This is a genomic window from Mesorhizobium sp. M0052 (genome assembly GCF_040323255.1).
Taxonomy (GTDB): domain Bacteria; phylum Pseudomonadota; class Alphaproteobacteria; order Rhizobiales; family Rhizobiaceae; genus Mesorhizobium.
On the sequence record NZ_JAMYUS010000001.1, the window covers coordinates 1 to 26,225 of the forward strand.

A 26,225-nucleotide genomic window follows, 5' to 3' on the forward strand; every position below is an offset into this window, starting at 1 on the left:
TCCGGCATGCGCAGACGGTCGGCGCGAATGGCATGGTCTGCGGTGGTGAAGTCGGCATTGGCGACGATCAGGCCGGCTTCCAGCCGGGCGCGGTTGAGGGCGGCGTAGCCGATGGCGCGGATGCCGCGCAGTTCGCCTGCCGTCATCAGGCGGTCCCAGAGGCTGAGCGCTTTTTCGGCCGGCACGAACAGTTCGTAGCCGAGATCGCCGGTGAAGCCGGTGCGCGAGATGGTTACGGTGCCGCTGTCGTGCGGAAACTCGGCGAGGTCGAATATCTTCAACTTCTCGACGCCGGCGAAACCCGCCTCGCGCAGCACGGCGAAGGAGGTTGGGCCTTGCAGAGCGAGACCAGCGACGTTTTCGGTCTCTTCCTCGACGGTCACTTCGAAACCGATGGCGCTGTCGAGCAGCCAGGGCAGGTGCCGCTCCTGCGAACACAGGCGGAAGCGGGTCGGCGACAGCCGGAACAGCGTGCCGTCATCGAGGACAAAACCTTCGTCGTCGCACCATGCGGTGTAGTGGACGCGGCCGGGTTTCAGCTTGGTGACATCGCGCAGCGTGACGCGATCGAGGAAGGCTTCGGCATCCGGCCCCTCGATGCGGTATTTGGTCATCGGCGAGATGTCGAACAAAGCCGCCTGGCTGCGGATGGCGAAATATTCGAGTTCCTCGTCCCACAGCGAATGCGGCGCGCGATAGCCGGCCCAATTGTACCAGTCCTGAGTTTTGGCCACCGCATCGATGCGCGGCTGGAACGGCGTGCCGAGACGCAAGGTGCGGAAATGGCCCTGCGCTGTGGTGCGGGCGGCGTTGTTGACCGGACTCGTCATGACGGCATTCCTTCGCCGTAGAGTGCGGCGTTGACTGGCTGAAACATCCGATCATCCCTTCATCGCTATGATGCGCCGCGCCGCATTAAAACCGGGAGCACCCGAAACGCCGCCGCCTGGATGCGAACCGGCGCCGGCCAGGAACAGCCCCTCGATCGGCGTGTCGTAGCCCGACCAGCCCGAGACGGGCCGCGACATCAGCATCTGGTCGGCCTGCAATTCGCCGTGGTGCCAATGGCCGCCCGGCATCCGGTAGTTGGCTTCGATACCGGCTGGCGTCAAAAGCTCGGCATGCAGCACGGACTTGCCGATACCGGGGGCGTACGCTTCGAGCTGCGCCATAACAGCCTTGAGGAATTTCGGCTTGCCGGCATCCCAACCCTCTTTCAGCGCGTAAGGCGCGTATTGCACGGTCGCCGACAGCACGCAGGCGCCGCTTGGCGCGAGCGAGGGGTCGGAGAGCGAGGGCAGTGTGATCTCCATCACCGGTTCGGCTGAGAACTCGCCATATTTTGACGGGTTGAAGGCGCGCTCGACATGGTCGGCCGAGGGCGCGATGACCAGACGGCCCTTGTGATTATCGGCGTCGACGCCGGAAAATTGCGGTGGCCGATCGAGCGCCAGATGGAGCTTGGCAGCGTCGCCCTTCATGCGGATATTTTTTACCTTGCGCACGAAACCCGTGTCGATCTCGCGCGGACCGACGAGATCGAGCATGGTCGTCGCCGGGTTGACGGCGGAGACGATCGTTCTGGCGTGCAGCACCTCGCCGCCGTCGAGGGTCACGCCGAGGGCGCGGCCTTTCTCGACGACTATTCTGGCCACGGGCGCTGCCGTGCGGATGGTGACGCCGGCTTTCTCCGCCGCCGCGCGAATGGCGGCAACGACCGCACCCATACCACCTTTCGGCAGCATCTGTGCCCCGGCCGCACCGTCAGTCTCGCCGGCCAGCCGGTAATAGAGGCCAAGCAGCGAGGTCGGCGAACGCGGGCCGAGGTGGCTGCCAAGCGTGGCGTCGAAGGCAAGCAGGCCCTTCAGCCTGAGATCGGCAAGCTGTTCGTCGAGCAGGTCGGCGACGTTCAACAGGAGAACGCGCAGGAAGTCGCGCATGTCTTCCTTGCCGAGCTTTTTCAGCGCCACGGCCGTCTGGCCGAGCGCTGCGGTTTCAAGCAGGGACATGCCACCGAGATCGGGCGGGCGCCGCGACAGGAACGGTTTCAGGATGCCGGCATAGCGCATGAGTTGCGCGCGCAATTCCTTCCAGGCGGACTGCTCGGACGGAGTGGAGCCGGTCAGCACTTCGCCATAGGCGCCATGCAGGACAAGCGGCGGGCCGTCCCTCGCCAAGGCGACCGACGGAATGAAGTCTGCGCGGGTGACCTGCAGCCCGTGTTTCTCCAGCTCCAATATCTTCACCACGTCGGGGTGCAGGCGGTTCAGCACATGCGCGATCGAGGAGACCCGAAAACCTGGCGCAAACTCTTCGGTGCGCGCCGCGCCGCCGACATCGCCGGCCGCTTCCAGCACCAGAACCTTGCGGCCGGCTTTCGCCAGAGTGGCGGCAGCGACAAGGCCGTTATGGCCGCCGCCTATGATGATGGCATCAAATGACGTCATGGGCCGGGCTCATATGGGAGGTCGATTTGGCGAGGTCGCGCAGGATCTCGGCTGCCGCATTGCGGCCGGGTGCGCCCATGACGCCGCCGCCGGGATGTGTCGAGGAGCCGCACATATAGAGCCCGCCGACCGGCGAGCGGTATTGTGCGTAGCCCGGCACCGGGCGGTTGAACAGCAGCTGGTCGAAGGTCAGCTCGCCCTGGAAAATGTTGCCTTCGGTGAGGCCGACCTCGGCTTCGATCTCGCGCGGCGTGCGCACCTCCATATGGACGATGCGGTCGCGGAAGCCTGGCGAGTATTCGGCGATCTGCGCAACTACGCTTTCGGCGAAACCGTCGCGGTCGGCATCGGTCCAGTCCTGGCCCTTCACCTTGGGCGGTGCGTACTGCACGAAGCAGCTCATGAAATGCTTGCCCGGCGGCGCCATGGTCGGGTCGAGCGTCGTTGGGATGACCATGTCGAGGAATGGGTCGGCCGACCAGCGACCGGCCTTCCAGTCGTCATAGGCGCGCTCCATGCGCTCCATGGAATCGGTGAAATGCATGTCGCCGCGATAAACGGGTGAATCCTTCGGCAGTGCCGGGAATTCCGGCAGAGAATCCAGCGCGATGTTGACCTTGCCGGAGGAGCCGCGGATCTTGAAGTTCCTGACCCGCCGCAGGAAAATGTCGGGCAGTTCCTTCTCCTCGACCAGTTTCAGGAATGTGCGTTTGACGTCGGCGTTGGAGACGACGAGCTTGCCGTAGACCTCCTCGCCGCCGGCCAGCACCACGCCCTTGGCCTTGCCTCGGCTCACCAGCACATGGTCGACCTCGGCGCCGGTGCGGATAGCGCCGCCGGACGCCTTGAATGAAGCGGCGAGCGCCTTGGTGACGGCGCCCATGCCGCCGCGCGCATAGCCCCAGGCGCCGACCGAGCCGTCGACCTCACCCATATAATGGTGCAGCAGCACGTAGGCTGTGCCGGGCGACATCGGCCCGAGCGCGGTACCGATAATGCCGGACAAAGCGAAGTTCGCCTTGATGACATCGGTCTCAAAATATTCGTCGAGGAATTCCGAGATCGACATGGTCCAGAAGCGCAGCGTCAGCGCCATTTCTTCTGATGACAGGCCGACGAATTTCTTGCCGAGATAGAGAAGCTCTCCGAGGTCGCGCGGCTTGAGACTGGCCGGGTCCGGTGCGGTGCGCATCAGCAGCGGCTGGATGAAACGGCACTGCCGCGTCACGTCGCGCGAATAGCGGTCATAGGCCTCCGCGTCGCGCCTGGAGAAGCGGGCGAATTCGCGCCGGTGCGCATCGTGGTCACGGTAGTTGGCGAGGTAGTCGCCGTCGCGGGTGAACACGGCGCCGCCTTCATAGGAAATAACCTGCAAGCCGAAACGCGGCAGTTCGAGGTCGCGCATGATCTCGGGGCGAAACAGCGAGCAGACATAGGAGCAGTTGGAGTAGAGGAAGCCCGGCGTCAGCTCGCGGCTGGTGGCGGCGCCGCCGACCCAGTCGTTCTTTTCCACCACCAGCACGTCGAGCCCGGCGCGTTGCAAATAGCAGGCGTTGACCAGGCCGTTGTGTCCGCCGCCGATGACGATCGCATCCCAAGCTTTCATTCGCGCCCAGCCTTCATGGTGCTCGACCCTTCATTTTCGCGTGATTTGTCGCCGAATGCGCGGAATTTGGCACGGCAGCGGCCATTCTGTCCAGCCATTCTGAATGAATGTTCAACAAACGATATTGCGTTTTCCTGTTAATACGCTACGCTTTGCCGGCATTCGAACCTGCGCAATTCGGCTGACGGGACTTAAGGTCTCATGATCGAAACGGCAGATGGCGAGCCGGAATATGACGACGCCGCGATCCGCTTCCTCGAGGCGCTGTGGGGCGAGGGCTATCTGTCGCCGGGCGGACCAGACGAGGTCGACCGGGTGGTCGAAGGGCTGTCGCTCAGGGGCAAGACGATCCTCGACATCGGCTGCGGCTCCGGCGGCATCGCGCTGCATCTGGTGGAGCGCCACGGTGCTGCTCATGCCACCGGCTTCGACATCGAGCGGCCGGTGATCGAGGCGGCCAGAAAGCATGCCGCTGCACGAGGGCTTTCAGACCGCGCCAGCTTCGTCCAGGCGCCGCCGGGGCCGCTGCCTTTTGCCGACGCTTCGTTCGATGTCGTCTTCTCCAAGGATGCGCTGGTGCACGTGTCCGACAAGGACGCGCTGTTTGCCGAAATCTTCCGTGTGCTGAAGCCGGACGGCGTCTTTGCCGCCTCCGACTGGCTGATCGGCCATGACGGCGAGCCGTCATCTGAGATGAAGGCCTATGTCGCAGCCGAAGGCCTGTCCTTCGCCATGGCCTCGCCGGCACGCTATGCGCAAGCGATGCGCAGCGCCGGCTTTGCCGATGTCGCCGTCAGAGACCGCAATTCTTGGTATCGCAAGGTCGCGCGCGGCGAGCTGGAAAGGCTGAAAGGCCCGCTCTACGAGACGGCGGCAGTCGCGGTCGGAGCGGCCTATGTCGACAAGAACATCAAGACCTGGGAAGCCATGCAGAAGGTGCTTGACAGTGGCGAGCACCGTCCCACTCATCTTCGCGGGTGGAAGCCGGCTGTGGTGGGATAGCCGGCAATGTGGAGCATGACGGCACCGATGAAAGCTGCAGCGCGCGAAGAGCGATCCTCCGACACGTCTGGAAAAACCGAACCGGAAAAACGCGGCCGCAAGGCGTCGAAGGAGGTCAGGCAACAGCAGCTGATCGAAGCGACCATCGATTCGCTGGCCAAGCGCGGTTATTCGGAAACGACGATGGCCGATGTCGCTGACGGCGCCGGCCTGTCGCGCGGCATCGTCAACTTCCATTTCGAGAGCAAGGAGAAGCTGCTCGTCGCCACGCTTGCCTATATGGCCGACGAATATGCGGCGCATTGGCGCGTCGCGCTGACCAAGGCCGGCGAGGATCCAGCCCGGCAGCTGCGGGCGCTGGTCGCCGCCGATTTCGACCGTTCGATCTGCAACAAGCGCAAGCTCGCGGCGTGGTGCGCGTTCTGGGGCGAGGCCAAGTCGCGGCCGACCTACCAGGCGCTGTGCGGCGCGCGCGACGCGGCCTACCAGAAGATCTTCATCGACCTCTGTGCCACGCTCAAGCAGGGCGGTGGTTACGCCTATGAGCCGCAGGTCATGGCCCTGGCGCTCAGCGCCATGCTGGAGGGCTTGTGGCTGCGGCTGATGATGGGGACCGAGGACGTCACCCGTGAGAGCGCGCTGCAGGCGGCAAACGAATTCCTGTCGGCCGCCTTTCCGAAGCACTACCCGCCGGACAGCGGACGTTGACAACAACCGGCGGATCCAAGCCGGAGCGAACAATCAAAAACAAAGAGGATGGAACAGCATGAAAAGAATAACCCGACGCCTGACACTGACATTGGCGCTGACGGCGACGCTGGCTGGTTCGGCCGCGGCGATTGCGGTCGCCGCCGACAAGGACCTGATCGTGTTCGACTGGTCGGGCTATGAGGACCTGAGCTTCCACCCCAGATATGTCGAGAAGAACGGCGACTCGCCGACCTTCGCCTTCTTCGGCGACGAGGACGAAGCCTTCGAGAAAGTGCGCTCCGGTTTCAAGGCCGATCTTGGCCATCCCTGCTCGCAGAGCGTGACAAAGTGGCGTGAGGCGGGGCTGCTGCAGCCGCTCGACACCTCGAAGATCACCGGCTGGAAGGATCTCAATCCCGGCATCATGGCGATGAAGGATCTGGCCACCACTTCGGACGGCAAGGCCTGGTTCATGCCGTGGGACTGGGGCAACACCCAGCTCACCTACAACTCCGACAAGATCGACGCGAAGGATGTGCAGTCGCTGAAGGCCTTCTCCGATCCCAAGTTCAAGGGGCGGGTCTCAATCGGCGACAATGTCGACGACGCCTATGCGCTGGCCAGCCTTGCCATCGGGCTCAAGGACTGGACCAAGATGACGGACGACCAGTTCAAGCAGGCGTCCGATTTCCTGCGCCAAGTGCACAAGAATGTCCGCTCCTACTGGACCGATACCACCGACGTCGTGCAGTTGCTGAGCGGCGGCGAGGTCGATCTCGCCTGGGCATGGAACGATGCCACGGTACAATCCGTCGCTGCCGGTGTGCCGATCAAGTCCAAGAAGGATACGGACGAAGGCATCTCGACCTGGGTCTGCGGCTACGTGCTGTTCAAGGACGCACCCGGCAATGTCGACAAGGCCTATGACTACCTCAACGCGATCAACGATCCCGAGACCGCCAAGGTGCTGGTCAAGGACTGGGGTTATGGCCAGGCCAACGCCAAGGGCATGGCCGGCGTCGACCCGGCGATCCTGAAAGAAAAGGGCTATGACGACGTGCAGAAATTCGTCGACAAGACCCTGTTCCAATCGCCCGTGCCCTCGTCGCTCAAGCTCAAGATGATCGCCGAATTCGAGAAGATCAAGGCAGGCTACTAAAGCTCTGTCCGGCCTCCTCCGTCTGCCTGTCAGTGCGCCGGGCAGACGGTCTCGCCAAGGCCGCTGAAATTCCGTAACGTCGCCCGGCCGCTTTTCGCGATGAGGAGTTTCGCGCCATGAATTCCATGCTTCGCCGCCTCGCCCTTGCCGCTGCTCTTACAGTCGGCGCCGGCGCCGTGCTTGCTTATGCCGAAGGCGGCGGCGACCTCGTCGTGTTCGACTGGTCAGGCTATGAAGATCCGTTGCTGCACCCCGACTACACCGCCAAATACGGCGCCGAGCCGACCTTTGCTTTCTTCGGCGACGAGGAGGAAGCGTTCCAGAAGATGCGCGCCGGCTTCAAGGCCGACATCGCCCACCCCTGCTCGCAAAGCGTGACCAAGTGGCGCGGGGCCGGCATTCTGCAACCGCTCGACACCTCGCGGATCGCCGGCTGGAAGGATCTCAATCCCGGCATCATGGCGATGAAGGATCTCGCCGTCACCGCCGACGGCAAGGCCTGGTTCATGCCGTTCGACTGGGGCAACACTTCGCTGCTCTACCGCACCGACAAGGTCACGGCGGAGGAAGCGCAGTCGCTGAAGATTTTCGCCGATCCCAAATTCAAGGGCCGCGTCACCATCGGCGACAATGTCGATGACGCCTATGCGCTGGCCAGCCTGGTCATCGGCCTCAAGGACTGGACCAAGATGACCGACGCGCAGTTCCAGGAGGCGTCCGCCTTCCTGCGTGACGTCCACAAGAACATCCGCTTTTACTGGACCGACGACACCGACCTCAACCAGGCCTTTACCGGCAATGAGGTCGACCTCGTCTGGGGCTGGAATGAGACCTTCGTGACGCTCAAGGGCCAAGGCATGCCGATCGCCATGAACCGCGACACCAGGGAAGGCATATCCACCTGGGTGTGCGGCTATGTGCTGATGAAGGATGCGCCGGGCAAGCTCGATCAGGCCTATGATTTCCTCAGTGCGGTCAACGCGCATGCCGTGTCCGATTACTTGGTCAAGACCTTCGGCTACGGCCACGGCAACAGCGCCGGGATGGCCGCGATCGACCATCAGGTGCTGAGCGACCGTGGCTTCGACAATCTCGACAAGTTCTTGGACAAGACGCTGTTCCAGCAGCCGGTGCCGCCTGAGCTCAAGCAGCGCATGGTCACGGAATTCGAGAAGATCAAGGCCGGCTATTGAGCGACAGGACTGAAAGAACCGATGTCGTCATCGTCGGCGCCGGTTTCACCGGCCTGTCGGCTGCGCTTGAGCTGAGAAAGGCCGGCATCGATGTCGTGCTGCTCGAAGCACGCGACCGCGTCGGCGGCAGGGTCGAGGCTATTCGCAACGGGCTTGGCGAGCGCATCGACAGCGGCGGCCAGTTTTTCTGCGAAGACATGCCGGAGGTGACGGCGCTGGCCGCGTCCCGTGGCAAGGCCTTCGTCGAAACCTATGTGAATGGCGATTTCATCACCCATCCGTCGCTGTCGGTCGAAGAGGCCGAACGGACCTATCATGGCGCGATGGCAATCCGCGAGCGGATGAATGCGATCGAGCCGGACGCTCCCTCGATCGCCGGCATGAGCGCTGCCGCCTGGCTCGAACGCCAGCCTGATCCCACTGACGCCAAGACGGCTTTCCGCTCGATGATCGAAGGCCTGTGGTGCCTGGCGATGGACAAGGTGCCGCTGTGGTACCTCATCGACAATGACCGCCGCATCACCAACGAGGTGCCCGAGCTGCAATATTCGCTGCTCGAAACCATGCAGTCGCTGGCCGAGGACATGGCGGGAGATCTCGGCGACAGGGTTTGGCTGAACGAGCCGGTTACGCGCATCGAGCACGGGCCGCAAGGGGTTCGTGCCGTCTCGGCAAGCAGCGCCATCGAAGCGCGAAAAGTGCTGGTCGCGCTGCCGCCGGCGACGGCCGCGAAGCTGGATTTCGCGCCCGCTCTGCCGCCGGCTCTCGCAAAGGCGCTCGGCGTCTGGGAAAGCGGTGCGGTGATCAAGATCCTGGTGCGCTATCCCACGCCGTTCTGGCGCGAGCGCGACCTGTGCGGCATGGTGATGTGGCGCGACCTGCCGGGCCTGTTCGCCTGTGACGCCAGCAAGGATGCGCAACATGCCGCGCTGGTCGTCTTCGTCGGCGGACCACTGGCGTTGCGTTGGCGTCCGCTCGCGGACGCGGCGCTGCGTGCGGAGGTCACGGCAAGGCTCGTTGATGCCCTTGGCCCGGAGGCGGCCGGCATTATCGATTTCAGCCAGCGCGACTGGATCGATGACCGCTGGAGCGGCGGCGCCTACAGCGACCTAATTGTCGATGTGACGGCACGGGATGCCGAGCGCACGATCCGTGCCGGCGCTGCCCCGGTTCATTTAGCATCGTCGGAACTGTCGCCGTCATTCCCGGGCTATGTCGAAGGCGCCATCGTGATGGGGCGGATCGCAGCCAAACAGATCGCGACGGAACTTAAAATTCTTAGTGGAGCATGATCTTATTCCGAAAATCGGTTCCCACTTTTCGGGATCATGCTCAGTCCGCCATCGCCACCAGGGCCTCGGGATCGTAGCCGAGGCGGACCGACGTGCCGACGGGGATATCGTCGGCGCCGAAGTCGTTGGTCTCGGTGACCGACAGTGGCTTTTCCAATCCGGGTATCTCGACGATCAGGTGGGTGATCTCGCCAAAATAGTGGCGTTCGACCACCTTGCCGGCCACTTCGAATTTCGCCGTCGCATTGTCCCACAGCACGCGCAATCGCTCCGGCCTGATGCCCAGAGTGGCGCCGCCGCCATTGCGCATGAAGGCCTTCGGCTTGTCGGTCCTGACGCGGCCGAAGCCCAGCGTGTCGACGACCAGCGAGGCGGCATTCTCCTCTATGATCTGCGCTTTTACGAAATTCATGCCGCCGAGGAAATCGGCGACCTGGCGGTTGACCGGCCGCTGGTAGATTTCCTTGGGCGAGGCGACTTGGGCGATCTTGCCGCCGAACATTACGGCGATGCGGTCGGACATAGCGAGCGCCTCATACTGGTCATGGGTGACCAGCACGAAGGTGATGCCGACCGCCTGCTGCAGGCGGCGCAGTTCGACCTGCATCTGCTCGCGCAATTTCTTGTCGAGAGCCGACAGCGGCTCGTCGAGCAGCAGCACCTTGGGCCGCATCACCAAGGCGCGGGCGAGCGCCACGCGCTGGCGCTGGCCGCCGGAAAGCTCGGTGGCGAGGCGTTTGCCGAGGCCGGTGAGCGACACCTGCGCCAGCCCTTCCTCGACGCGGCGCTTTTCTTCCGTTCCTCCCAGCCTGAGCCGTTTCAGCCCATAGGCGACATTCTGCTCGACATTGAGATGCGGGAAGATGGCATAACTCTGGAATACCATGTTGGTCGGCCGGCGGTTGGCGGGGATGCCTTCCATCGACTGGCCGCCGACCGAGATCGAGCCGCTGGTCGGGTTGTCGAAACCGGCAATCATGCGCAGCAGCGTAGTCTTGCCGCAGCCGGAAGGGCCGAGCAGCGAAAAGAATTCGCCCTCCTTGATGGTCAGCGAGGCGTCGTCGAGCGCCTTGAACGCCCCATAGCTGCGGGTAACGCTGCGGATTTCGATCATTGCTCGGTCGGTTTGGGGTCGATCAGATTGGGCCCGCTCGGACTTATCTTGCTTGGATGGTTCATCCTGAGGCCGTTCGGCCCGGGACTGCTCAGGCATAGAGGCCTCCCTCGCTCTGGGTGCGTCTGGCCGCATGGCGGCGCAGGATCTCGGCAACGGTCATCAAAACGAAAGAGGCAACCAGCAGCAGCGTGCCCAGCGCCAACACACCCGGCAGCTTGGCGGCAAAGCGCAACTGGCCCCAGATATAGATCGGCAGCGTCGTCTCGGTGCCGGTCAGGAAGAAAGCGATGACGAACTCGTCGAGCGAGATGGTGAAGCAGACCAGGAGGCTGGAAATGATCGCCGGCGCCACCATCGGCAGCGTCACCCGCCGGAAGGTGCCGAAGGCACTCTCGCCGAGATCGGCGGAGGCTTCTTCGAGGCTGCGGTCGAAGCCCTCGAAACCGGCGGTCAGCACCGTCATCGAATAGGGAATGCAGATCAGGACATGGCCGAGTACGACGGTGAACAGCGAAAGGCTCAAGCCCAGTTGCAGCATGACCAGCAGCATGGAGATGGCGAGGATGATTTCCGGCAGCACCAGCGGCGCCATGATCAGGCCATTGATTGTGCGGCGGCCGGGATAGCGGTAGCGGGTGATCGAGCGGGCGGCGAGGATGCCGAGCAGCGTCGCCAGCACCGATGCCGAGATACCGACGATCAGGCTGTTCCAGGCGGCGTCAAGCAGCGCCGGCGTCTTCGGCAGGTCTTGGTACCATTTCAGCGTATAGCCGGTGAGAGGAAATTTTGGCGTCGGCGCGGTGTTGATCGAGAAGATCGGCAGGAAGATCACCGGCAGATAGAGAAAGACGACGTAGAGGAAGGCGTAGGCGGACAGCCAGCCGCCGGGAAAAAGGCGCCGCCTCGCTGTCATCGCGCCAGCCTCTGCAGCGCGCGGATGATGAGCACGGTGGCGCCCGCCATCAGCGTCACGACCAGCATGGTGGTCACGGACAGTGCCGCGCCGAGTGGCCAGTTGGAGGCCTTATGGAACTGCGACTCGATGGCATTGGCGATCATCACGCCATCCTTGCCGCCGACCAGCCTTGGGGTGACATAGTCGCCGACGGTGGGGATCATGACGATGAGAGCGGCCGAGATGACGCCCGGCGCCGACAGCGGCAGCGTCACGCGCAGGAAGGAGCGCAGCGGGCCGTCGCCAAGATCGGTGGCAGCCTCGACCAAGGTGCGGTCGACCTTCTCGAGCGAAACGAAGATCGGCAGGATGGCGAAGGCCGCCCAGGCGTGTGTGAGCGTGATGATGACGGCGCTGGAATTGTAGAGTAGCGCGGTCGATGGTTCGTCGATGATGCCGAGGCCCATCAGGCCGGAATTCAGCACGCCATTATAGCCGAGGATGACTTTCCATGACATCACGCGCAGGAGATAGCTGGTCCAGAACGGGATGGTAATCAGGAACAGCCACAGGCTCTTGTGGCGACCGCCATGGAACGAGATGAAATAGGCGATCGGATAGGCGAGGATGACGGTGAAAAAGCTCACCGTCAGCGAAATGTAGAGCGAGCGCCAGAGCAGATCGCGGTAGATCGGCTCGGTCAGCGCGATGCGATAATTCTCCAGCGTGAATGTATGGTCGATGGTGAGGTAGTTCTGCGTCCAGAAGGAGTGGGCGAAGACCACCAGGATCGGCACCAGCAGCAGGATCAAAGCGTAGACCAAGGTCGGGCTGATCAGGGCAAGGCCCTGGACGGACTCGGACTGCAGAAGGGCGTTTCGCCTTGCTCGCGTCATGCGCCGCGTGGGCACCCCTTCGGCAGCTACCGTCATTGCAGCGACCCGGGCGTGATCTCGGTTGCTGGCTCGAACTGTTCCGCCATGATGCTCCCTTCGACCGGGCCGGCTGCCTGTTCCCAATTTTTGCGGAGCGCGCTTTGCTGGCCGTGCTCCAAGCTTGCCGGCTTTCTTTCATCATGAGCGCATCCGTGCATTGAAATCAAGCGCTATTTCTGTAATATTGATTGAACGGACATTCAAAATGGAGTGAAGAAAGCCGGCTTTCCTGCCCTTGGCGCTTCATGTTCTGTCCGGTGAAAATTACGCTCAGACGATGCGAGGCAATGATGGCGGCTGCAAGAGACCTAAGAGCGATGGAAATGGCTGACGGTGACGATGCGGTCGAGCTGGCCAAGCGTCATCTCGTTCAGCCCTGGCCTTATGCCGGCTCGGTCGGCAATGAAGCGCGTGCGCTGATCGGCGAGGGCGATGGCATCTACATCACCGATGTAACAGGCAAGCGACTGATCGACGGGCCGGCCGGCATGTGGTGCATCAATGTCGGCCACCGCCGCGAGGAGCTGGCCAGGGTGATGTACGACCAGGCGATGATGCTGTCCTACAACACGCCCTGGTATACGATGAATGCGCCGTCGGCCGAGCTCGCCAAGCGCCTCGCCGATCATGCGCCGGGCGGTCTCAGCCATACCTTCTTCACCACCGGCGGATCGTCGGCTGTCGAGACGGCGCTGCGCTTCATGCAGTTCTACAACAATGTGCGCGGGCGGCCGGAAAAGAAGCTGATCCTCAGCCGCGGTGGCGCCTATCACGGCTCGACCTATCTGTCGGCCTCGCTCAACGGCCGGCCGCGCGACCGCGACTGGATGGACGGCGCCGACGATCTGGTCGTCAAACTGTCCTCGCCAGACCCGTTCCGGCGGCCGAAAGGCATTGACATCGCCGCCTTCTGCGATTTCCTGGTCGAGCAGTTTCGCGATACGGTCGCCCGCGTCGGCGCAGAGAAGATCGGTGCTTTCGTCGGCGAACCGGTGCAGGCATCCGGCGGCGTCGTCGTGCCGCCGGATGGCTATCTCAAGCGCATTCGCGAAATCTGCAGGGACAACGATATCCTCTATATCTCCGATGAGGTGGTGACCGGCTTCGGGCGGCTCGGCCATGTCTTTGCCTCCGGCGATGGCTTCGGCATCGACCCCGACATGATCACCTTCGCCAAGGGCGTTACATCAGGCTATTTCCCGCTTGGCGGCGTCATCATCTCGGAGCGGCTGCTTCAGGAAATGCGCCGTTCCAACCATCCCGACGCTATGTTCGGCCATGGCCTGACCTATACCAGTCATCCCATCGGCTGCGCGGTGGCGCTGAAGAACCTCGATATCCTGGAAGACAGCGTGCTGGCCCACACGCGCGATGTCGCGCCCTATTTCCAGGCGCAGCTGAGGACGCTGGAGGAACTGCCGCTGGTTGGCGAAGTCCGCGGCATGGGCCTGATGGGCTGCGTCGAGTGCGTAGCCGACCGCGAAAGCAAGGATCCGCTTCAGCTCGACAAGGATGTCGGCAAGCGCATCGACGCGCATTGCCACGAACTCGGCCTCCTGGTCCGGCCGCTGATCAACATGTGCGTGATGTCGCCGCCGCTGATCATCACGCGAGAGCAGATCGACGACATGGTGGCGATCCTGCGCGAAGGCATTTCGCGGACCATGGATGATCTGCGCAAAGAGGGCGTGTGGCAGGGGTGACTGGCAGTTCCGCCCCTACACCTGCGAGCGCATAGCCTCATTGAGGTTCCACATGTCCTTCTCCTCCGGCGCCGTCTCCAAGCCCAGCACCGGGATCTGCTTGCGCAGATGGTCGTGGTGGGTGCGCACACCGTATTCGAGGTCGGAGAGATAAAAACCCTCGAAGGCCTCCGAGATCATGGACTCGTTTGACCAGACGGAAAGCTGCACGTCCTCGTTCATGGTATCGCGGTCGATGCGGTAGGCGAGATAGCGGGCGGCCGCCTGTTCCCTGGTTTCGTCGGGGTAGCGGTAGATGGCGCCGCGCAGCAGCGTCTCGCCGGTCGACAGCGGGAACTCCTGATAGAACTGCACCGATTCCGGCATGATCGACAGCGCGTTGTTGGGGAAGATGCCGTAATAGATCCAGGCCCTGCGCAGATGCTCCGGCAGGTGTGAGGCATCGGGCGTGAGCTTGATGTATTCGCGCACGCTCCAGCGCCGGCCGGCATGCGGATTGTAGGTGGCAAACGAGCGCGACACGCCGTTGATGAACGGCTCATCGAAATAGGTCGAGCCGTAGAGATCCTGCAGCGCCGGATGCGCCATGGCGACGTGGTAGCCTTCATTGTCGACGTCGCGCACCGACTTCCAGTTGACCGGCGTTTTCTGTGTCCAGATGCCCCAGGACGGCACCATCTCGGCCGCATTGTAGTGGGCCATCTCGGCCTCGATCGGCTTCAACAGTTCGGCCACCGAAGGCTGCGGGCCCCCCTTGCGAAAGCGGACAAAGATGAAGCCCATCCATATCTCAAGGTCGAGCGGCATCAGGCCGAATTCGGTCTTGTCGAGCTCGGGGAAGGAGCGCGGCCGGGCGGCGCCGCGCAGCGTGCCGTCGAGATTGTAGACCCAGCCATGGAACGGGCAGACTAGCGCGTTCTTGCAGGTGCCCTGGCTGTCGGCGACGACGCGGCTGCCGCGATGCCGGCACATGTTGTTGAAGGCGCGCAAGACGCCGTCCTTGCCGCGCACGATGAGCGCCCGCTCGCCGACCACGTCCATAGTCAGATAGTCGCCGGCATTCGGCACGTCGCAGACATGGCCGGCGATCTGCCAATGGTTGCGGAAGACGTATTCCTTCTCAAGTTCGAGAAGCGCGTCGGAGTGATAACTCCAGCCCGGCAGACCCCGCCGGTCCCAATCATTGGGGATCGCCACGTCACGGAGATGCGGGTTCATAAAAAAGCTCTTCTTTTATTGAATACTCATTCAATAAAACCATATTTTGCGTTGAAATGCAACGGCTTGTAGAAATCTCAACTTTTCAAGTCGGCACAACAGGGCCGGCTGAAAGCCAGAAAATCCCGGAATATCCGGGCGTTAACCGGGGTCGTGAAATAGCTGTCCGGCATGCGGATTTGGCCGTGCCGAGCTTGCAAACACGGCCCGCTCCGAGACGAAAAATACCTGGCGTCCGCAAATTCGATCCGCAGTGTGAGCTTGTTCATAGTGCGGCCGACAGGAAGCGGGCTTGGTGCGTTCGCGGCCCGCCTGTCGTCAACATTTGATTGCGCGCATGAAACAGCTTCGCAAATGCATCTTGCCGTCGGCACATGACCGGATCTGTCCGGATATGCCCGAATTTCTTGTTTCAAACCTGTTACGCGGGCAAGCCAAGCGCATCATTCGCCCGTTACCAGGCGCGCTTAGGTTCGTTTCATAAGAAAACGAAGGGGGGCAGCAATGCATACGAAAATCGAGATCACCAGCAACGAACGGCGCGCCAAACCGGCACTGCGTCAGCGCGCCAGCGACCATCCGGTTGCGATGTTCTCCATGCTGGGCGCCTGCGCTCTGGCCGTCATGTTCCTGACACCGGCTTCCGGTCCGGCCTTCGCTTCGCTCAACCCGCCGGCCAATGTCGTCCAGGGCGCGCTGACCACCATCAAGACCGCCCGGCTGCCGGAGCCGGAAATCGATTTTGCCTGCCAGGGCCAGGCCTGGGGCGCCGAGAGCGCGGAGTGCCTGCGCGTCATCGCCGCCCAGTCCGGCGTGCACAAGGCGCGTGCCGTCCGCATGATCGCCAACGCAGCGCCGCTGACCACGACACCCAACGTTTTCTGAACGTCCCGAGCGCTTCCTCCCGCGCTCGTTCTTGGCTCCCGCCGCTTCCCTCGGTCGGGAGCCTCTTTTTTAGGGTCTATCGAGATTCGGGTGAGGCCGGCCTGCGCATGGAGGTTCCCTGCGCTTCCGGTGCTCGCGTACTTCAAGTACGCTCCGCTCCGGTTCTCGGGAACCACCATTCTCGACTCGGCCTGACCCGAATCTCGATAGACCCTACGTGGGTGCTTCGAAAACTTAGCCGTCGGCGGCGACCTGGTCGGCTATTGCCGAGAGTACGCCGCGGACGTCCAGCGTCGAGAACGGCTTTTCCAGGATTTGCGGGCGCTGCGGCGCCGGCAAGGCTTCGATCTCGGCCTTGGCGCCGATCAGGTCGCCGGTGACCAGCACGAAGCGTTTGGCCAGCGCCAGGTTGTCGGCGAGCAATTCGCGGTAGATGGCAATGCCGCTGGTGCCGGGCATGCGCAAGTCGGAAAAGACGATGTCTGGCGGCATGTGGCCGGTCAAGGTCGCCGCCGCCGACGTCCAGGCCGGCACAACCCGCGACTTGATACCCATCAGTTCCAGGATGTCGGAGAGGGAGCCGGCGACGTCGGGTTCGTCGTCGATGATCAGCGCATAGCGCAAGCCGCTGGAACGAGCCGGGCTGTCGCCGGCTGCTGCCGCGCCGCCGGTGATTACCGGCAGCTGGACGACGAAGCGCGCGCCGCGCGGCAGCACCTCCTCGAACCAGATATTGCCGTTGTGGCGCTCGACGATCGATTTCGAGATCGACAGGCCGATGCCGGTGCCGACGCCGACCGGCTTGGTGGTGAAATAGGATTCGAAGATGCGGCTGCGGATCGCCTCGGGAATGCCCGGTCCGTTGTCCTCGACCGAAAACCCGGGGTTGCCGCGATCGCTGCGGAATGTCCGCACCTTGATCAGGCGGTCGCCGCCGATACCGGCCAGAGCGTGTTGGCTGTTGATCAGGAAATTGGCGGCCACCTGCGTGACGTGGTCGGCATCGGCCATCGCCAGCAGCGGGCCGGGCGCGAAATCGGTGTCGATGATGATGCCGCTCGAGCGTGCGCCATAGGCGGTCACTTCGAGTGCCGCGCGGATCACCTGGTTGAGATCGGTCTCGGCCTGCGCCGCCGGATGCAGGCGCACCATCGACAGGAAGCTTTTGACGATGCGGCCGCAGCGCTCGGCAGCGGCGCGCACTTTCTCGGCGCGAACCTTGGTCTGCGGGTCGGTGGCGAATTCATGCAGCAGCGTCGACTGAGCAACGACCACGGCGAGCGGATTGTTGAGCTCGTGCGAAACACCGGCCAGCAGCGAACCCATCGCCGCCATCTTCTCGTTCTGGTGCAGTTTTTCGCGCTGGCGGTTGATCTCTTCTTCGGCGCGCAGCTTATCGCGCAGATCGCGGATCGAACCGAAGATGAGCTGACGGTCGGCCACCCGCATCTCGGTCGCCGTCAATTCGATGGGAAACACCTCGCCGGCCGCATTCTGTGTCACGGTCTCAAGCCGCTGGCCAACCATCGGCGCGCCGCGGCCAGACATGTATTCGGCGCCCGAGACATAGCCCTTGCGGTAATATTCCGGCACCACGGTATCGAGCAGGTCCTTGCCGAGGATGTCGCTGCGCTGATAGCCGAACATCTTTTCGGCGGCCGGATTGAATTCGATGATCGAGCCGGTCTCGTCGATGACGATGATCGCGTCGAGCGACGCCTGCAGCATGGTGCGGCGGATGACTTCGCTGGCATGGGCGTCGGACGGCGAGTGCTCGATGGCGTCGCCGATGGCGAGCGCGATGATGTGCATCGTCGCCTCTTCCTCTTCGGTCCATTCGCGCTCGTTTAGGCAGTCATTGACCGCGAACGTGCCCCACAGATGACCGTGCGCGAACACCGATACCGACAGGAACGACTTGATGTGCTGCTTTTCGAAATCGGCCCTGAGGAACCCGTCGAGATCGCGCGTATGGCCGGCGAAGATTTTGCCTTGCCGCTCGTCCTCTCCAATCCGCTCCAGCAGCGGATCGGTATCGACGATCGACTGCATGATCACCGTCGGCGAAGCCAGTTCGCCGCCGAAGCGAGGATCGATCCAGTAGGCGGCGACCGATTGGGCGAAGCCCTGGCCGGGCAATTCGCGCAGCCTGAACAGGATGCCGCGCTGGCAATTCATGGCGCTGCAGAGCGTTTCGAGGATGGTTTCCATCTCGCGCTGCCAGTCGCCGGCATCGCGCAACCGGCGGACGACTCGCACAGCCGTCATCGCGGCGCTCTGGCGAGCGCCTTGCGGGTCCATACGTGGTGCTGGTTCAGCGGTCATGTCAGCCATCAGTAAAGGGCCGTCGAATTAGGCAGCTATGGAGCATTTCACGAAAAAGGTGAAACGCTCCATGTTTCAATGCAATCCCGAACGGAAAATCGCTACGCACTGTTCCTGGAATTGCTAAAGCGCTTCACCGTTTCACGGAAACGGAGAAGCCTCTATCTCTTTGTTTTCACACAATTCCGGGCGGAAACCGCGTACACTTTTCCTGTAATTGCTCTAGTGCCCGTCACCGGTCGGCAGCGAGAAGATATAGCCTTCGCCGCGCACTGTGCGCAAAAATTTCGGATTGGCCGGATCGGTTTCGATCTTCTTGCGCAGCCGCATGATGCGAATGTCGACGGCGCGCGACGATTCAGGATCCTCGACAAAACCAATCGCCTCGGAGATCGCCGATCGCGTCAACAGCCGGTTGGCGCGGGTCAGGAAAACCTCCAGCACATCGAACTCGCTCTTGGCCATGTCGATGACGGCGCCGTTGGCGCCGGTGACAAGCCTGCCGTCGAGGTCGGCCTGGAACGGGCCGAAGGTCAGGCGGCGGCCGCCATCGGCTTGTGTCTTCGCCGCCTGGGGCGGGCTCGGCTGCGGAACGCGGCGCAGCACGCTGCGCACACGAGCCAGCACCTCACGCAACTCGTAGGGCTTGACGATGTAGTCGTCGGCGCCAAGCTCCAGCCCGACAATGCGGTCGAGTGCGGTGCCGGCGGCCGTGGCATAGATGATGCCGACCGGTATTTGCGAGCGCAGCCAGCGGCCGAGCGACAGTCCGTCCTCGCCCGGCATGGCGATGTCGAGAATGGCCAAATGAAACGATTCCGTCTCCAGCAAGGCGCGCGCCTCGGCCGCGCTTCCGGCCTGGGTCACATCGTAGCCGTTGGCGCCGAGATACTCGGCGACCGCGTCCCGGAGATCGGGCTCGTCCTCGACGATGACAATCCGTGCCCGCACTATGGCCTCGCTCCCGCTTTCAGCGGAAAGTAGATTGGGTATAAACATGATGTCCAGCACTCATATGCGGTTGCGGGGGAACGGGAAGAAAAACATGGCTGCACGATCCGTCATCGCGCTGGTTTCCGTCGCCGATGTGGTGGCCGGCGATCTTGCCGATCATCTCGACCGGCGCGGCCATGACGTGCGCGAGGCGCGGCAGCCCTGGGAAGCTGAATCCCTGCTTTCGGCCGGAGGCATCGATATCGTCATCGTCGGCGACAGCCTCAGCCAGGCGGAGGGGCGGGACCTGCTCAGGCGTTATGGCGGCGGCCAGAGCGCGGACGGGAAGGCGGGGCCGGATTTCATCCTGATCTGCCGGCCGGCCGATCTGGTCGACAAGGTGCTGGCGCTCGAGCTTGGCGCCGCAGATGTCGTCGAAAGTCCGCTCAATGTCAGGGAGCTTGCCGCGCGCATCGGCGGCCTGCTGACGCGGCGCGGCAGGTCCGCCCAGGAACTGATCGTGCTGGAAAATGCCACCGTCGATTTGCGGTCGGCCATCGTCATGCACCGTTCGGGTACGGAAGAACAGCTGTCGCCGGGCCAGGTGGCGCTGCTCAGGCTGTTTCTGGCCAGCCCGCGCAAGGTGCTGACGCGCGACGACATCATTGCGGCGGCGCCCGCCGAAAATGCCGATGCCTTCGACCGCTCGATCGATTCGCGCATCGTGCGGCTGCGCCGCAAGCTCGACACCGAAACCATCACAACTATACGCGGCGCAGGCTACCGGTTCGACCCGCCGACGCAGCGCGCCGACTGAGGGTCGGGAGGCTGGATTGTTCCTCGGCTCGCCCAAAAAAGCTGCGCAATCTCGGGCGCCATGCATAGGCGTCAGCGCACCACCAGAAGCGATGGTCCCGACGGCAATTCGCTGGCGACTACGATTTCGCTGGCGGCATGCGCGCGGTCCTTCAGAAGAACCGTGGCGAGACCGGCAAAGCCGAGCAGGCCTTGTGCATAGAGCAGTACCGAAAGCACGGAGGCTGCAGATTTCGTCTTCATCGGTTGTCCCCAAAATCAGAACCGCGGGTGCTTCAGGATAAACCCGAAGTGCCCGCGTCGCCCACGGAGCCCCCCGTTGCGACGCGGGCCTTCGGTCCTCTCGGCAGCAAGTTGCCGGAGGGGCCGCGCATCCACTTCAACCCGAGGCCGACCCGCCAGAGGGCCCTGAGACGGTTGATGCGCAGACTGGAGACAATCCAGACCAAGGCTATGAACAGCGCGGCATGCAGCGTCGAAATCTCACCCGAATTCATCACCGCCAGTTTCGTCATCGGGGTGCCGGCTACTGTGCCGATGCCGCCGACGACAAATGCGGCGATGCTTATCCTGAAGAGCCAGGACAGGGTTGTCGATTTGATGCTCATTTTTCGTTGGCGCCGGCTGTTCTCGTTGGGATGACTGTGCCGCGAGCCTGTAACCAGATCATGCCGCCCAGGCCGCGCTTTGTTGCAAGTCGGTTTCGAGCGAAGCCAATCTTCTTTCATATGAGGACATCAGCACTTTCGTTTGGGGGGCGGTGCGTGATCGGGAGTGCGCAGCGAAGACGGGAGCACGCTCCTTGTCCACCTTGCTTGTTAACCAGAGGAAACAGATTCGAAACACAAACGAGCCTCAGCGAAGTCAGTCTGAAACATGGCGCAGGGATAAGGCGGCCACCGAATTGACGCCGGCAGGACCGGCAAAGGAGAGCCATCATGTACAAAGCCATTTCCGCCAAACTCATCAACGTCGCCGCCGCCGCTGCCGGCGCCGCGCTTCTGCTTGGCGCTGCCAATAGCACCGCCCATGCCGCGGCAAACCAGATCGTCGCGCGTGTTTCGCTGTCGCAGCAGACCATGGAAGTGCTGGTCGATGGCCGGCCGACTTTCGCCTGGAAGGTCTCGACCGGCGACAGTGCGCATGTCACGCCGACCGGCTCGTTCAAGCCGACCCGCATGCACGAGATGTGGCATTCGAAGAAATACGACAACGCACCGATGCCGCACTCGGTCTTCTTCAGCGGCGGCTACGCCGTGCATGCGACCAACGCCATCAAGCGGCTGGGACGGCCGGCGTCGCATGGCTGCGTGCGGCTGCATCCCGACAATGCCGCCGACTTCTACCAGTTGGTCGAAACCTTCGGCCCGACCAACACCAGCATCGTCATCGTCAAGTAGCAGACTGCGTTTGGAGCGATGGTGCAGCGCAGCCGGACAGGTCATGCCGCACCGCAAGTTCCCGCCTTGGAGCTCCATCGGGGCTCGCGGTAAATCAATCCAGTCAAAAAAGAGGCCGGAAATTTCCGGCCTCTTTTCGTTTGTTCGCTGACGCCGTTCGCGCTCAGTCCGCGTGCACCGGCATCAGCTTCGGGTCTGGCTTTTCGGCGTGGTGCGGCAGGTCCTTGCTGGCGATGAAGGTGTAGAACATCGGCACCACGAACAGGGTGAACATGGTTCCGACCAGGATGCCAGTGAAGATCACGAGGCCCATCGAATAGCGCGCCGCCGCACCAGCACCACTGGACACGATTAGCGGCACGACGCCGAGCGCCATCGCCGCTGTCGTCATCAGGATCGGCCGCAAGCGCACCTTGGCCGAGGCGACGATCGCATCGCGCCGCCTCATGCCATGCAACTCGCGCTGCTGGTTGGCGAACTCGACCAGAAGAATGCCGTGCTTGGTGATCAGACCTATCAGTGTGATCAGGCCGACCTGCGTGTAGATATTGAGCGTTCCAAGCCCCAGATTGAGCGGCACGATGGCGCCAAAGATCGACAGTGGCACCGCCATCATGATGATCAGCGGGTCGCGGAAGCTTTCGAACTGCGCCGCCAGCACCAGATAGATGACGATTACGGCGGCTGCGAACGCGATAAGGATCGTGTTGCCTTGCTCCTTCTCCTGCCGGGACTGGCCGGAATAATCGATGAAGAAGGTATCGGGCAGGCTCTCCTTGGCAAGGTTCTCCAGGGTCTGCAGCCCGTCGCCCGTGGTGACGCCGGGAAGCGGCAGCGCTGATATCGTCGCCGAGTTCAGCTGGTTGAACTGCTCGATCGCGGCCGGCGCGGCGTTGGTCGAAATCTTCACTACCGCTGAAAGCGGCACCATTTCGCCGGTCACGCTACGCACGAAATATTCGCCGAGCTTCTCGGGATTGTCGCGGAATTCCTTCGGCACCTGCGGGATGATGTCGTAGCTGTTGGAATCGCGGTCGAACTGAGCCACTTCGGCGCCGCCGACCAGCAGCGTCAGCGTCTGGCCGATGTCGGCGATCGGCAGGTTGAGAGCCGCCGCGCGGTCGCGGTCGATGGTCACCGTCACCTGCGGAGCGTCAAAGGACATCGAGTTTTGCACGACGATGAAGCGGCCGGAGGCCTGCGCCTTGTTCTTAATCTGCTCGGCCGCCTCGTAGACCTCGGCGGAACCACCGGTCGAGCGCACCACCATGGAGATCGGCAGGCCGCCGCCGGAGCCCGGCAGCGTCGGCGGCGCGAAGACGAAGGCCTCGACGCCGGCCACCTTGCCGAGGCGTCCCTGGATATCGGATTGAAGCTCCTTTGAGTTGCGCTGGCGCTCGGCCCAATCCTTGAAGGCGAAGCCGACAAAGGCGCCGTTGGTGGCGCCGCCAAAGGCAACGGCGGAGAATTGCGCCCTCGTTTCGGGAATGTCCTTCACCAGGCCGAGGATCTGGTTGACGTAGGTCTCGGTGTAGTCCGAGGTCGCGTAGCGCGGTGCCGTCACGATCGACAACAGGAAGCCCTGGTCCTCTTCCGGCGCCAGTTCGCTCGAGGTCTTGGTGAACATGAAGCCGGTGAGCGCAACCAGCGCCACGACCATCAGCAGCGTCACCGGTCGATTTCTCAAGGAGGCGGTTACCGCCCGCTCATAGACATGCTCGACACGGCTGAAGGTTCCGTCGACGACGCGCTGGAAGCGACTGTGCGATCCCGCCTTGAGCAGACGCGCCGCCATCATCGGCGTGATGGTGACGGCTATGAGGCCGGACAGCACCACCGAACCGGCGAGCGTCACCGCGAACTCGCGGAACAGCGCACCGGTCAGGCCGCCGGTGAAGGCCAGCGGCGCGAACACGGCGGCGAGCGTGATGGTCATGGCCACGATGGCGGAGAAAATCTCGCGCATGCCGTTGAAGGCCGCCTGCATCGGCGACATGTGGTCCTCCTCCATGTGGCGATGGATGTTCTCCACCACCACGATAGCGTCGTCGACGACAAGGCCGATGGCCAGCACCATGGCCAGCAGCGACAGAAGGTTGATCGAATAGCCGACCGCAAACAAAAGGAAGCAGACGCCGACCAGCGACAGCGGGATGGTCACGATCGGCATCATCACCGAGCGGAATGAGCCGAGGAACAACAGGATGACCACGACGACGATGGCGACGGCTTCGGCGATGGTCTTGAACACTTCATCGATCGAGGCGCTGATCTGTTCGGTGGAATCGTAGACGATTTCGATGGTCATGCCTTTCGGCAGCGTCTCTTGAATCAAAGGCACGATCTTGTGGATCGCCTCCGCCGTTGTCAGCGGGTTGGCGGCCGGCGTCGGGAAGATGGCGAGGAAGGTGCCGGGCTTGCCATTGAAGCTCACCCTCGTGTCGGTGCTCTCGGCGGCAAGCTCGACTCGCGCCACGTCGCGCAAGCGCACCACCTGGCCGTCCGTCGAGCGCAGCGGAAGCTCGGCAAAGGCCTCAGGCGTCTGCAGCGTCGAGCGAACCGTGATCGAGGAGACGACATATTCGTTCTCGGTGTTGCCGGGCGCCGACAGGAAGTTGGAGTTGTTGATCGCCGCCAGCACCTCGGCGGCGGTGACGCCACGCGCAGCAAGCTTGACCGGGTCGATCCAGACCCGCATCGAATATTCCTCGGCGCCGAAGATCTGCACGTCGGCGACACCTTCGACCGTCGACATGCGGGGCCGCACGACGCGCTCGATATATTCGGTGAGTTGCTCCTTGCTCATGTTCGGATTCTGCATCGAGATGTACATCATCGCGAACTCTTGGCCGGTGCCCTTGACGATGACCGGGTCCTTGGATGCATCCGGCAAGGTGCCGCGTACGCCCTGCACTTTCGACAGGACCTCGGTCAGCGCGACATCCGGATTGGAGCCGAGCTTCATCTGGACGACCACAGTGCTCGAAGACGGCCGGCTGGACGAGGTGACGTAGTCGATGTTCTCGGTCGAGGCGACGGCCCGCGCGATCGGGGCGGAGATAAAGCCCTGGATCAGGTCGGCGCTGGCGCCGGGATAGGCGGTGGTGATGGTGATCGCCGTCTCGTCAACCTTGGGATACTGCCGAATCGACAGGTTGAAGATGCCCTGGAAACCCAGGAGCAGGATCATACAGGCGAGGACGGTGGAGAGGACCGGCCGGCGAATGAAGATGTCGGAAAAGTTCATTGCTGAGCCTGCTGGTTCGCCGACTTGCTGGGGTCAATGGTGTTGTCGACAGCGACGGACATGCCGTTGAAGAGACGGTTTTGGCCGGCGGTGACGACCTCGTCTCCAGCCTTGATGCCCTCGATGATCTCGACCATGCCGTCGTTGCGGCGGCCGGGCTTCACGAACACCTGCGACAGCACGAGCGCCGGCTTTTCCGGTTCTGCCGCGGGCTTCGCGGGGTCGACAGCCGGCTTGTCCGCGGGCTTCGCCGCGGCGTCTTCGGCAGCCGGTTTCGCGTCTGCCGGCTTTGCATCTGCCGCCGGCTTTGCTGCGTCGGCCCCTGCAGCAGGCTTTTCCTCGGGTTTCGCGGCCGGGGCGCCTTCCGCCGGCTTCGCCGGAACGACGACGAAGACGAAGTCGCCATAGAGGCTCGACGTCAATGCCGTCTGCGGCAAGGACAGAATGTTTTTCTCCTGCGGCAGCTCGACGCGAACCTGGACGAACTGGCCGGGCGTCAGCTTGCCGTCAGGGTTGGCGACCTCGCCGCGGACGGACACCAGGCGGCTTGAAGCGTCGATCTTGGGATCGATGCCGCGAATGGAGCCGGCAAACGGCATGTCGGCGCCGCCGCCGGTGCCGCCGAGGCCGAGCCGCACCGTCTGGCCTATCTTGAGCAGCGGCAGCTGCTGTTCGGGTACCGAGAAATCGACCCGCATGGTGTCCAGATCCTGCAAGGTCACCACTGCGTTGCCGGGCGAGAGATATTGGCCGAGGTCGATCTTGGGGATGCCCACGGTGCCGGCGAACGGCGCCGTCAGCTGCTTCTGATCAAGCACGGCCTGCAGCTTGTTGACCTGCGCCGCGGAAGCCGATGCAGCGGCTTGAGCGGTGTCGAGCGTGGCGTCCGTGCCGACGCCGCGCCGTTGCAGTTCCAGCGCGCGTTCGAGTGCCGTCTTGTCGGACACGGACTGCGCCTTGGCCGCGACGAGATCCGCGCGTTCGACGGCATCGTCGAGCTGCAGCAGGACCGAATCGACAGGCACCTTCTGGTTGGCATGGAAAAGGATGTCCTTGACGATGCCGCTGGTCTCGACGGTAAGGTCGACACCGCGCACGGCGCGTACCGTGCCGATCGCCTCGACGCCCGGCGTCCAGTCGGAAGGCTTGACGACAACCGTCGATACGGTCGTCGCCGGCGGCTTCATGGTGGCGAAATACTGTTTGATAGCGTTATCGCGGAACAGGTTGAAGCCGACAACGCCGACGCACACCAAAGCGAGCAGAAGCAGAATTGCGGTGATAGAGATGAAGCGCTTCACGAACTGTCCCCTCGGCCGATGTCCGGCAAAATAGCCGAATAGCGGGACACTTATCGACGCC

At 63.0% G+C, this 26,225-nt stretch carries 22 protein-coding genes; 9 read left to right on the forward strand and 13 right to left on the reverse strand.

Annotated elements, in window-relative coordinates; genetic code table 11:
• The 3 genes from NKJ77_RS00005 to NKJ77_RS00015 form a co-directional block, all read right to left on the reverse strand.
• Positions 1-830, reverse strand: an 830-nt coding sequence (locus NKJ77_RS00005) for an aminomethyltransferase family protein (protein ID WP_352533884.1), incomplete at its 3' end; no start/stop codon positions are given.
• Between the two features lie 51 nt (positions 831-881).
• Positions 882-2,447 (reverse strand): phytoene desaturase family protein, encoded by a 1,566-nt coding sequence (locus tag NKJ77_RS00010; RefSeq protein WP_023831999.1) that lies wholly within the window; start codon positions 2,445-2,447, stop codon positions 882-884.
• Positions 2,434-4,053 (reverse strand): phytoene desaturase family protein, encoded by a 1,620-nt coding sequence (locus NKJ77_RS00015; protein ID WP_023701359.1) that lies wholly within the window; start codon positions 4,051-4,053, stop codon positions 2,434-2,436. The genes NKJ77_RS00010 and NKJ77_RS00015 overlap by 14 nt, the downstream gene beginning before the upstream one ends.
• 201 nt (positions 4,054-4,254) lie before the next feature.
• Between NKJ77_RS00015 and NKJ77_RS00020 the strand changes: the two genes are divergently transcribed.
• From NKJ77_RS00020 to NKJ77_RS00040, 5 genes are all read left to right on the forward strand, one after another.
• Positions 4,255-5,055 (forward strand): class I SAM-dependent methyltransferase, encoded by an 801-nt coding sequence (locus tag NKJ77_RS00020; RefSeq protein ID WP_023670077.1) that lies wholly within the window; start codon positions 4,255-4,257, stop codon positions 5,053-5,055.
• Positions 5,056-5,082: 27 nt separating this feature from the next.
• Positions 5,083-5,763 carry a transcriptional regulator BetI gene (gene betI / locus NKJ77_RS00025; RefSeq protein ID WP_023670076.1) on the forward strand — a complete coding sequence of 227 codons (681 nt, stop codon included), beginning with the start codon at positions 5,083-5,085 and terminating at the stop codon, positions 5,761-5,763.
• Between the two features lie 58 nt (positions 5,764-5,821).
• Positions 5,822-6,904 (forward strand): ABC transporter substrate-binding protein, encoded by a 1,083-nt coding sequence (locus NKJ77_RS00030; protein ID WP_023724466.1) that lies wholly within the window; start codon positions 5,822-5,824, stop codon positions 6,902-6,904.
• A 116-nt stretch (positions 6,905-7,020) separates the two neighbouring features.
• Positions 7,021-8,097 carry an extracellular solute-binding protein gene (locus tag NKJ77_RS00035; RefSeq protein WP_352533886.1) on the forward strand — a complete coding sequence of 359 codons (1,077 nt, stop codon included), beginning with the start codon at positions 7,021-7,023 and terminating at the stop codon, positions 8,095-8,097.
• A complete protein-coding gene (locus NKJ77_RS00040) occupies positions 8,094-9,389 on the forward strand; it encodes a flavin monoamine oxidase family protein (protein WP_352533888.1) in 1,296 nt (431 codons plus the stop codon). The genes NKJ77_RS00035 and NKJ77_RS00040 overlap by 4 nt, the downstream gene beginning before the upstream one ends.
• Positions 9,390-9,429: 40 nt before the next feature.
• Here NKJ77_RS00040 and NKJ77_RS00045 read toward each other — a convergent pair whose 3' ends face one another.
• From NKJ77_RS00045 to NKJ77_RS00055, 3 genes are all read right to left on the reverse strand, one after another.
• Positions 9,430-10,503 carry an ABC transporter ATP-binding protein gene (locus tag NKJ77_RS00045; RefSeq protein WP_023831996.1) on the reverse strand — a complete coding sequence of 358 codons (1,074 nt, stop codon included), beginning with the start codon at positions 10,501-10,503 and terminating at the stop codon, positions 9,430-9,432.
• A gap of 91 nt (positions 10,504-10,594) precedes the next feature.
• Complete coding sequence (locus NKJ77_RS00050) at positions 10,595-11,419, reverse strand: ABC transporter permease (RefSeq protein ID WP_023670071.1); 825 nt, start codon at positions 11,417-11,419, stop codon at positions 10,595-10,597.
• The gene (locus NKJ77_RS00055; protein ID WP_023701363.1) at positions 11,416-12,333 is read right to left on the reverse strand and encodes an ABC transporter permease; all 918 of its coding nucleotides are present in this window, start codon (positions 12,331-12,333) and stop codon (positions 11,416-11,418) included. Before NKJ77_RS00055 ends, NKJ77_RS00050 begins: the two co-directional genes overlap by 4 nt.
• 293 nt (positions 12,334-12,626) lie before the next feature.
• On the opposite strand from NKJ77_RS00055, the gene NKJ77_RS00060 reads away from it, so the two are divergent.
• Positions 12,627-14,039 carry an aminotransferase gene (locus NKJ77_RS00060; protein WP_352533891.1) on the forward strand — a complete coding sequence of 471 codons (1,413 nt, stop codon included), beginning with the start codon at positions 12,627-12,629 and terminating at the stop codon, positions 14,037-14,039.
• A 15-nt stretch (positions 14,040-14,054) separates the two neighbouring features.
• On the opposite strand, the gene NKJ77_RS00065 is transcribed toward NKJ77_RS00060, so the two are convergent.
• Positions 14,055-15,257, reverse strand: a complete 1,203-nt coding sequence (locus NKJ77_RS00065; protein WP_023711686.1) for an aromatic ring-hydroxylating oxygenase subunit alpha — start codon at positions 15,255-15,257, stop codon at positions 14,055-14,057.
• Positions 15,258-15,761: 504 nt separating this feature from the next.
• Here NKJ77_RS00065 and NKJ77_RS00070 point away from each other — a divergent pair.
• Positions 15,762-16,142 (forward strand): hypothetical protein, encoded by a 381-nt coding sequence (locus NKJ77_RS00070; RefSeq protein ID WP_023701367.1) that lies wholly within the window; start codon positions 15,762-15,764, stop codon positions 16,140-16,142.
• A 234-nt stretch (positions 16,143-16,376) separates the two neighbouring features.
• On the opposite strand, the gene NKJ77_RS00075 is transcribed toward NKJ77_RS00070, so the two are convergent.
• Positions 16,377-18,467, reverse strand: a complete 2,091-nt coding sequence (locus NKJ77_RS00075) for a PAS domain S-box protein (RefSeq protein WP_352533893.1) — start codon at positions 18,465-18,467, stop codon at positions 16,377-16,379.
• Positions 18,468-18,689: 222 nt separating this feature from the next.
• The gene (locus tag NKJ77_RS00080; RefSeq protein WP_023690130.1) at positions 18,690-19,418 is read right to left on the reverse strand and encodes a response regulator; all 729 of its coding nucleotides are present in this window, start codon (positions 19,416-19,418) and stop codon (positions 18,690-18,692) included.
• A gap of 94 nt (positions 19,419-19,512) precedes the next feature.
• Between NKJ77_RS00080 and NKJ77_RS00085 the strand changes: the two genes are divergently transcribed.
• Positions 19,513-20,217 (forward strand): response regulator transcription factor, encoded by a 705-nt coding sequence (locus NKJ77_RS00085; protein ID WP_023670063.1) that lies wholly within the window; start codon positions 19,513-19,515, stop codon positions 20,215-20,217.
• 71 nt (positions 20,218-20,288) lie between these two features.
• Here the strand turns inward: NKJ77_RS00085 and NKJ77_RS00090 are convergent, their stop codons facing one another.
• Both NKJ77_RS00090 and NKJ77_RS00095 read right to left on the reverse strand, forming a co-directional pair.
• Complete coding sequence (locus NKJ77_RS00090; protein WP_023670062.1) at positions 20,289-20,459, reverse strand: hypothetical protein; 171 nt, start codon at positions 20,457-20,459, stop codon at positions 20,289-20,291.
• 32 nt (positions 20,460-20,491) lie between these two features.
• Complete coding sequence (locus tag NKJ77_RS00095) at positions 20,492-20,824, reverse strand: hypothetical protein (protein ID WP_023670061.1); 333 nt, start codon at positions 20,822-20,824, stop codon at positions 20,492-20,494.
• A 330-nt stretch (positions 20,825-21,154) separates the two neighbouring features.
• Here NKJ77_RS00095 and NKJ77_RS00100 point away from each other — a divergent pair, with 330 nt between their 5' ends.
• Positions 21,155-21,616, forward strand: a complete 462-nt coding sequence (locus NKJ77_RS00100) for a L,D-transpeptidase (RefSeq protein ID WP_023730774.1) — start codon at positions 21,155-21,157, stop codon at positions 21,614-21,616.
• A 163-nt stretch (positions 21,617-21,779) separates the two neighbouring features.
• On the opposite strand, the gene NKJ77_RS00105 is transcribed toward NKJ77_RS00100, so the two are convergent.
• Both NKJ77_RS00105 and NKJ77_RS00110 read right to left on the reverse strand, forming a co-directional pair.
• Complete coding sequence (locus NKJ77_RS00105) at positions 21,780-24,863, reverse strand: efflux RND transporter permease subunit (RefSeq protein ID WP_352514781.1); 3,084 nt, start codon at positions 24,861-24,863, stop codon at positions 21,780-21,782.
• Complete coding sequence (locus NKJ77_RS00110; RefSeq protein WP_352533895.1) at positions 24,860-26,164, reverse strand: efflux RND transporter periplasmic adaptor subunit; 1,305 nt, start codon at positions 26,162-26,164, stop codon at positions 24,860-24,862. Before NKJ77_RS00110 ends, NKJ77_RS00105 begins: the two co-directional genes overlap by 4 nt.
• Between the last annotated feature and the right edge of the window lie 61 nt (positions 26,165-26,225).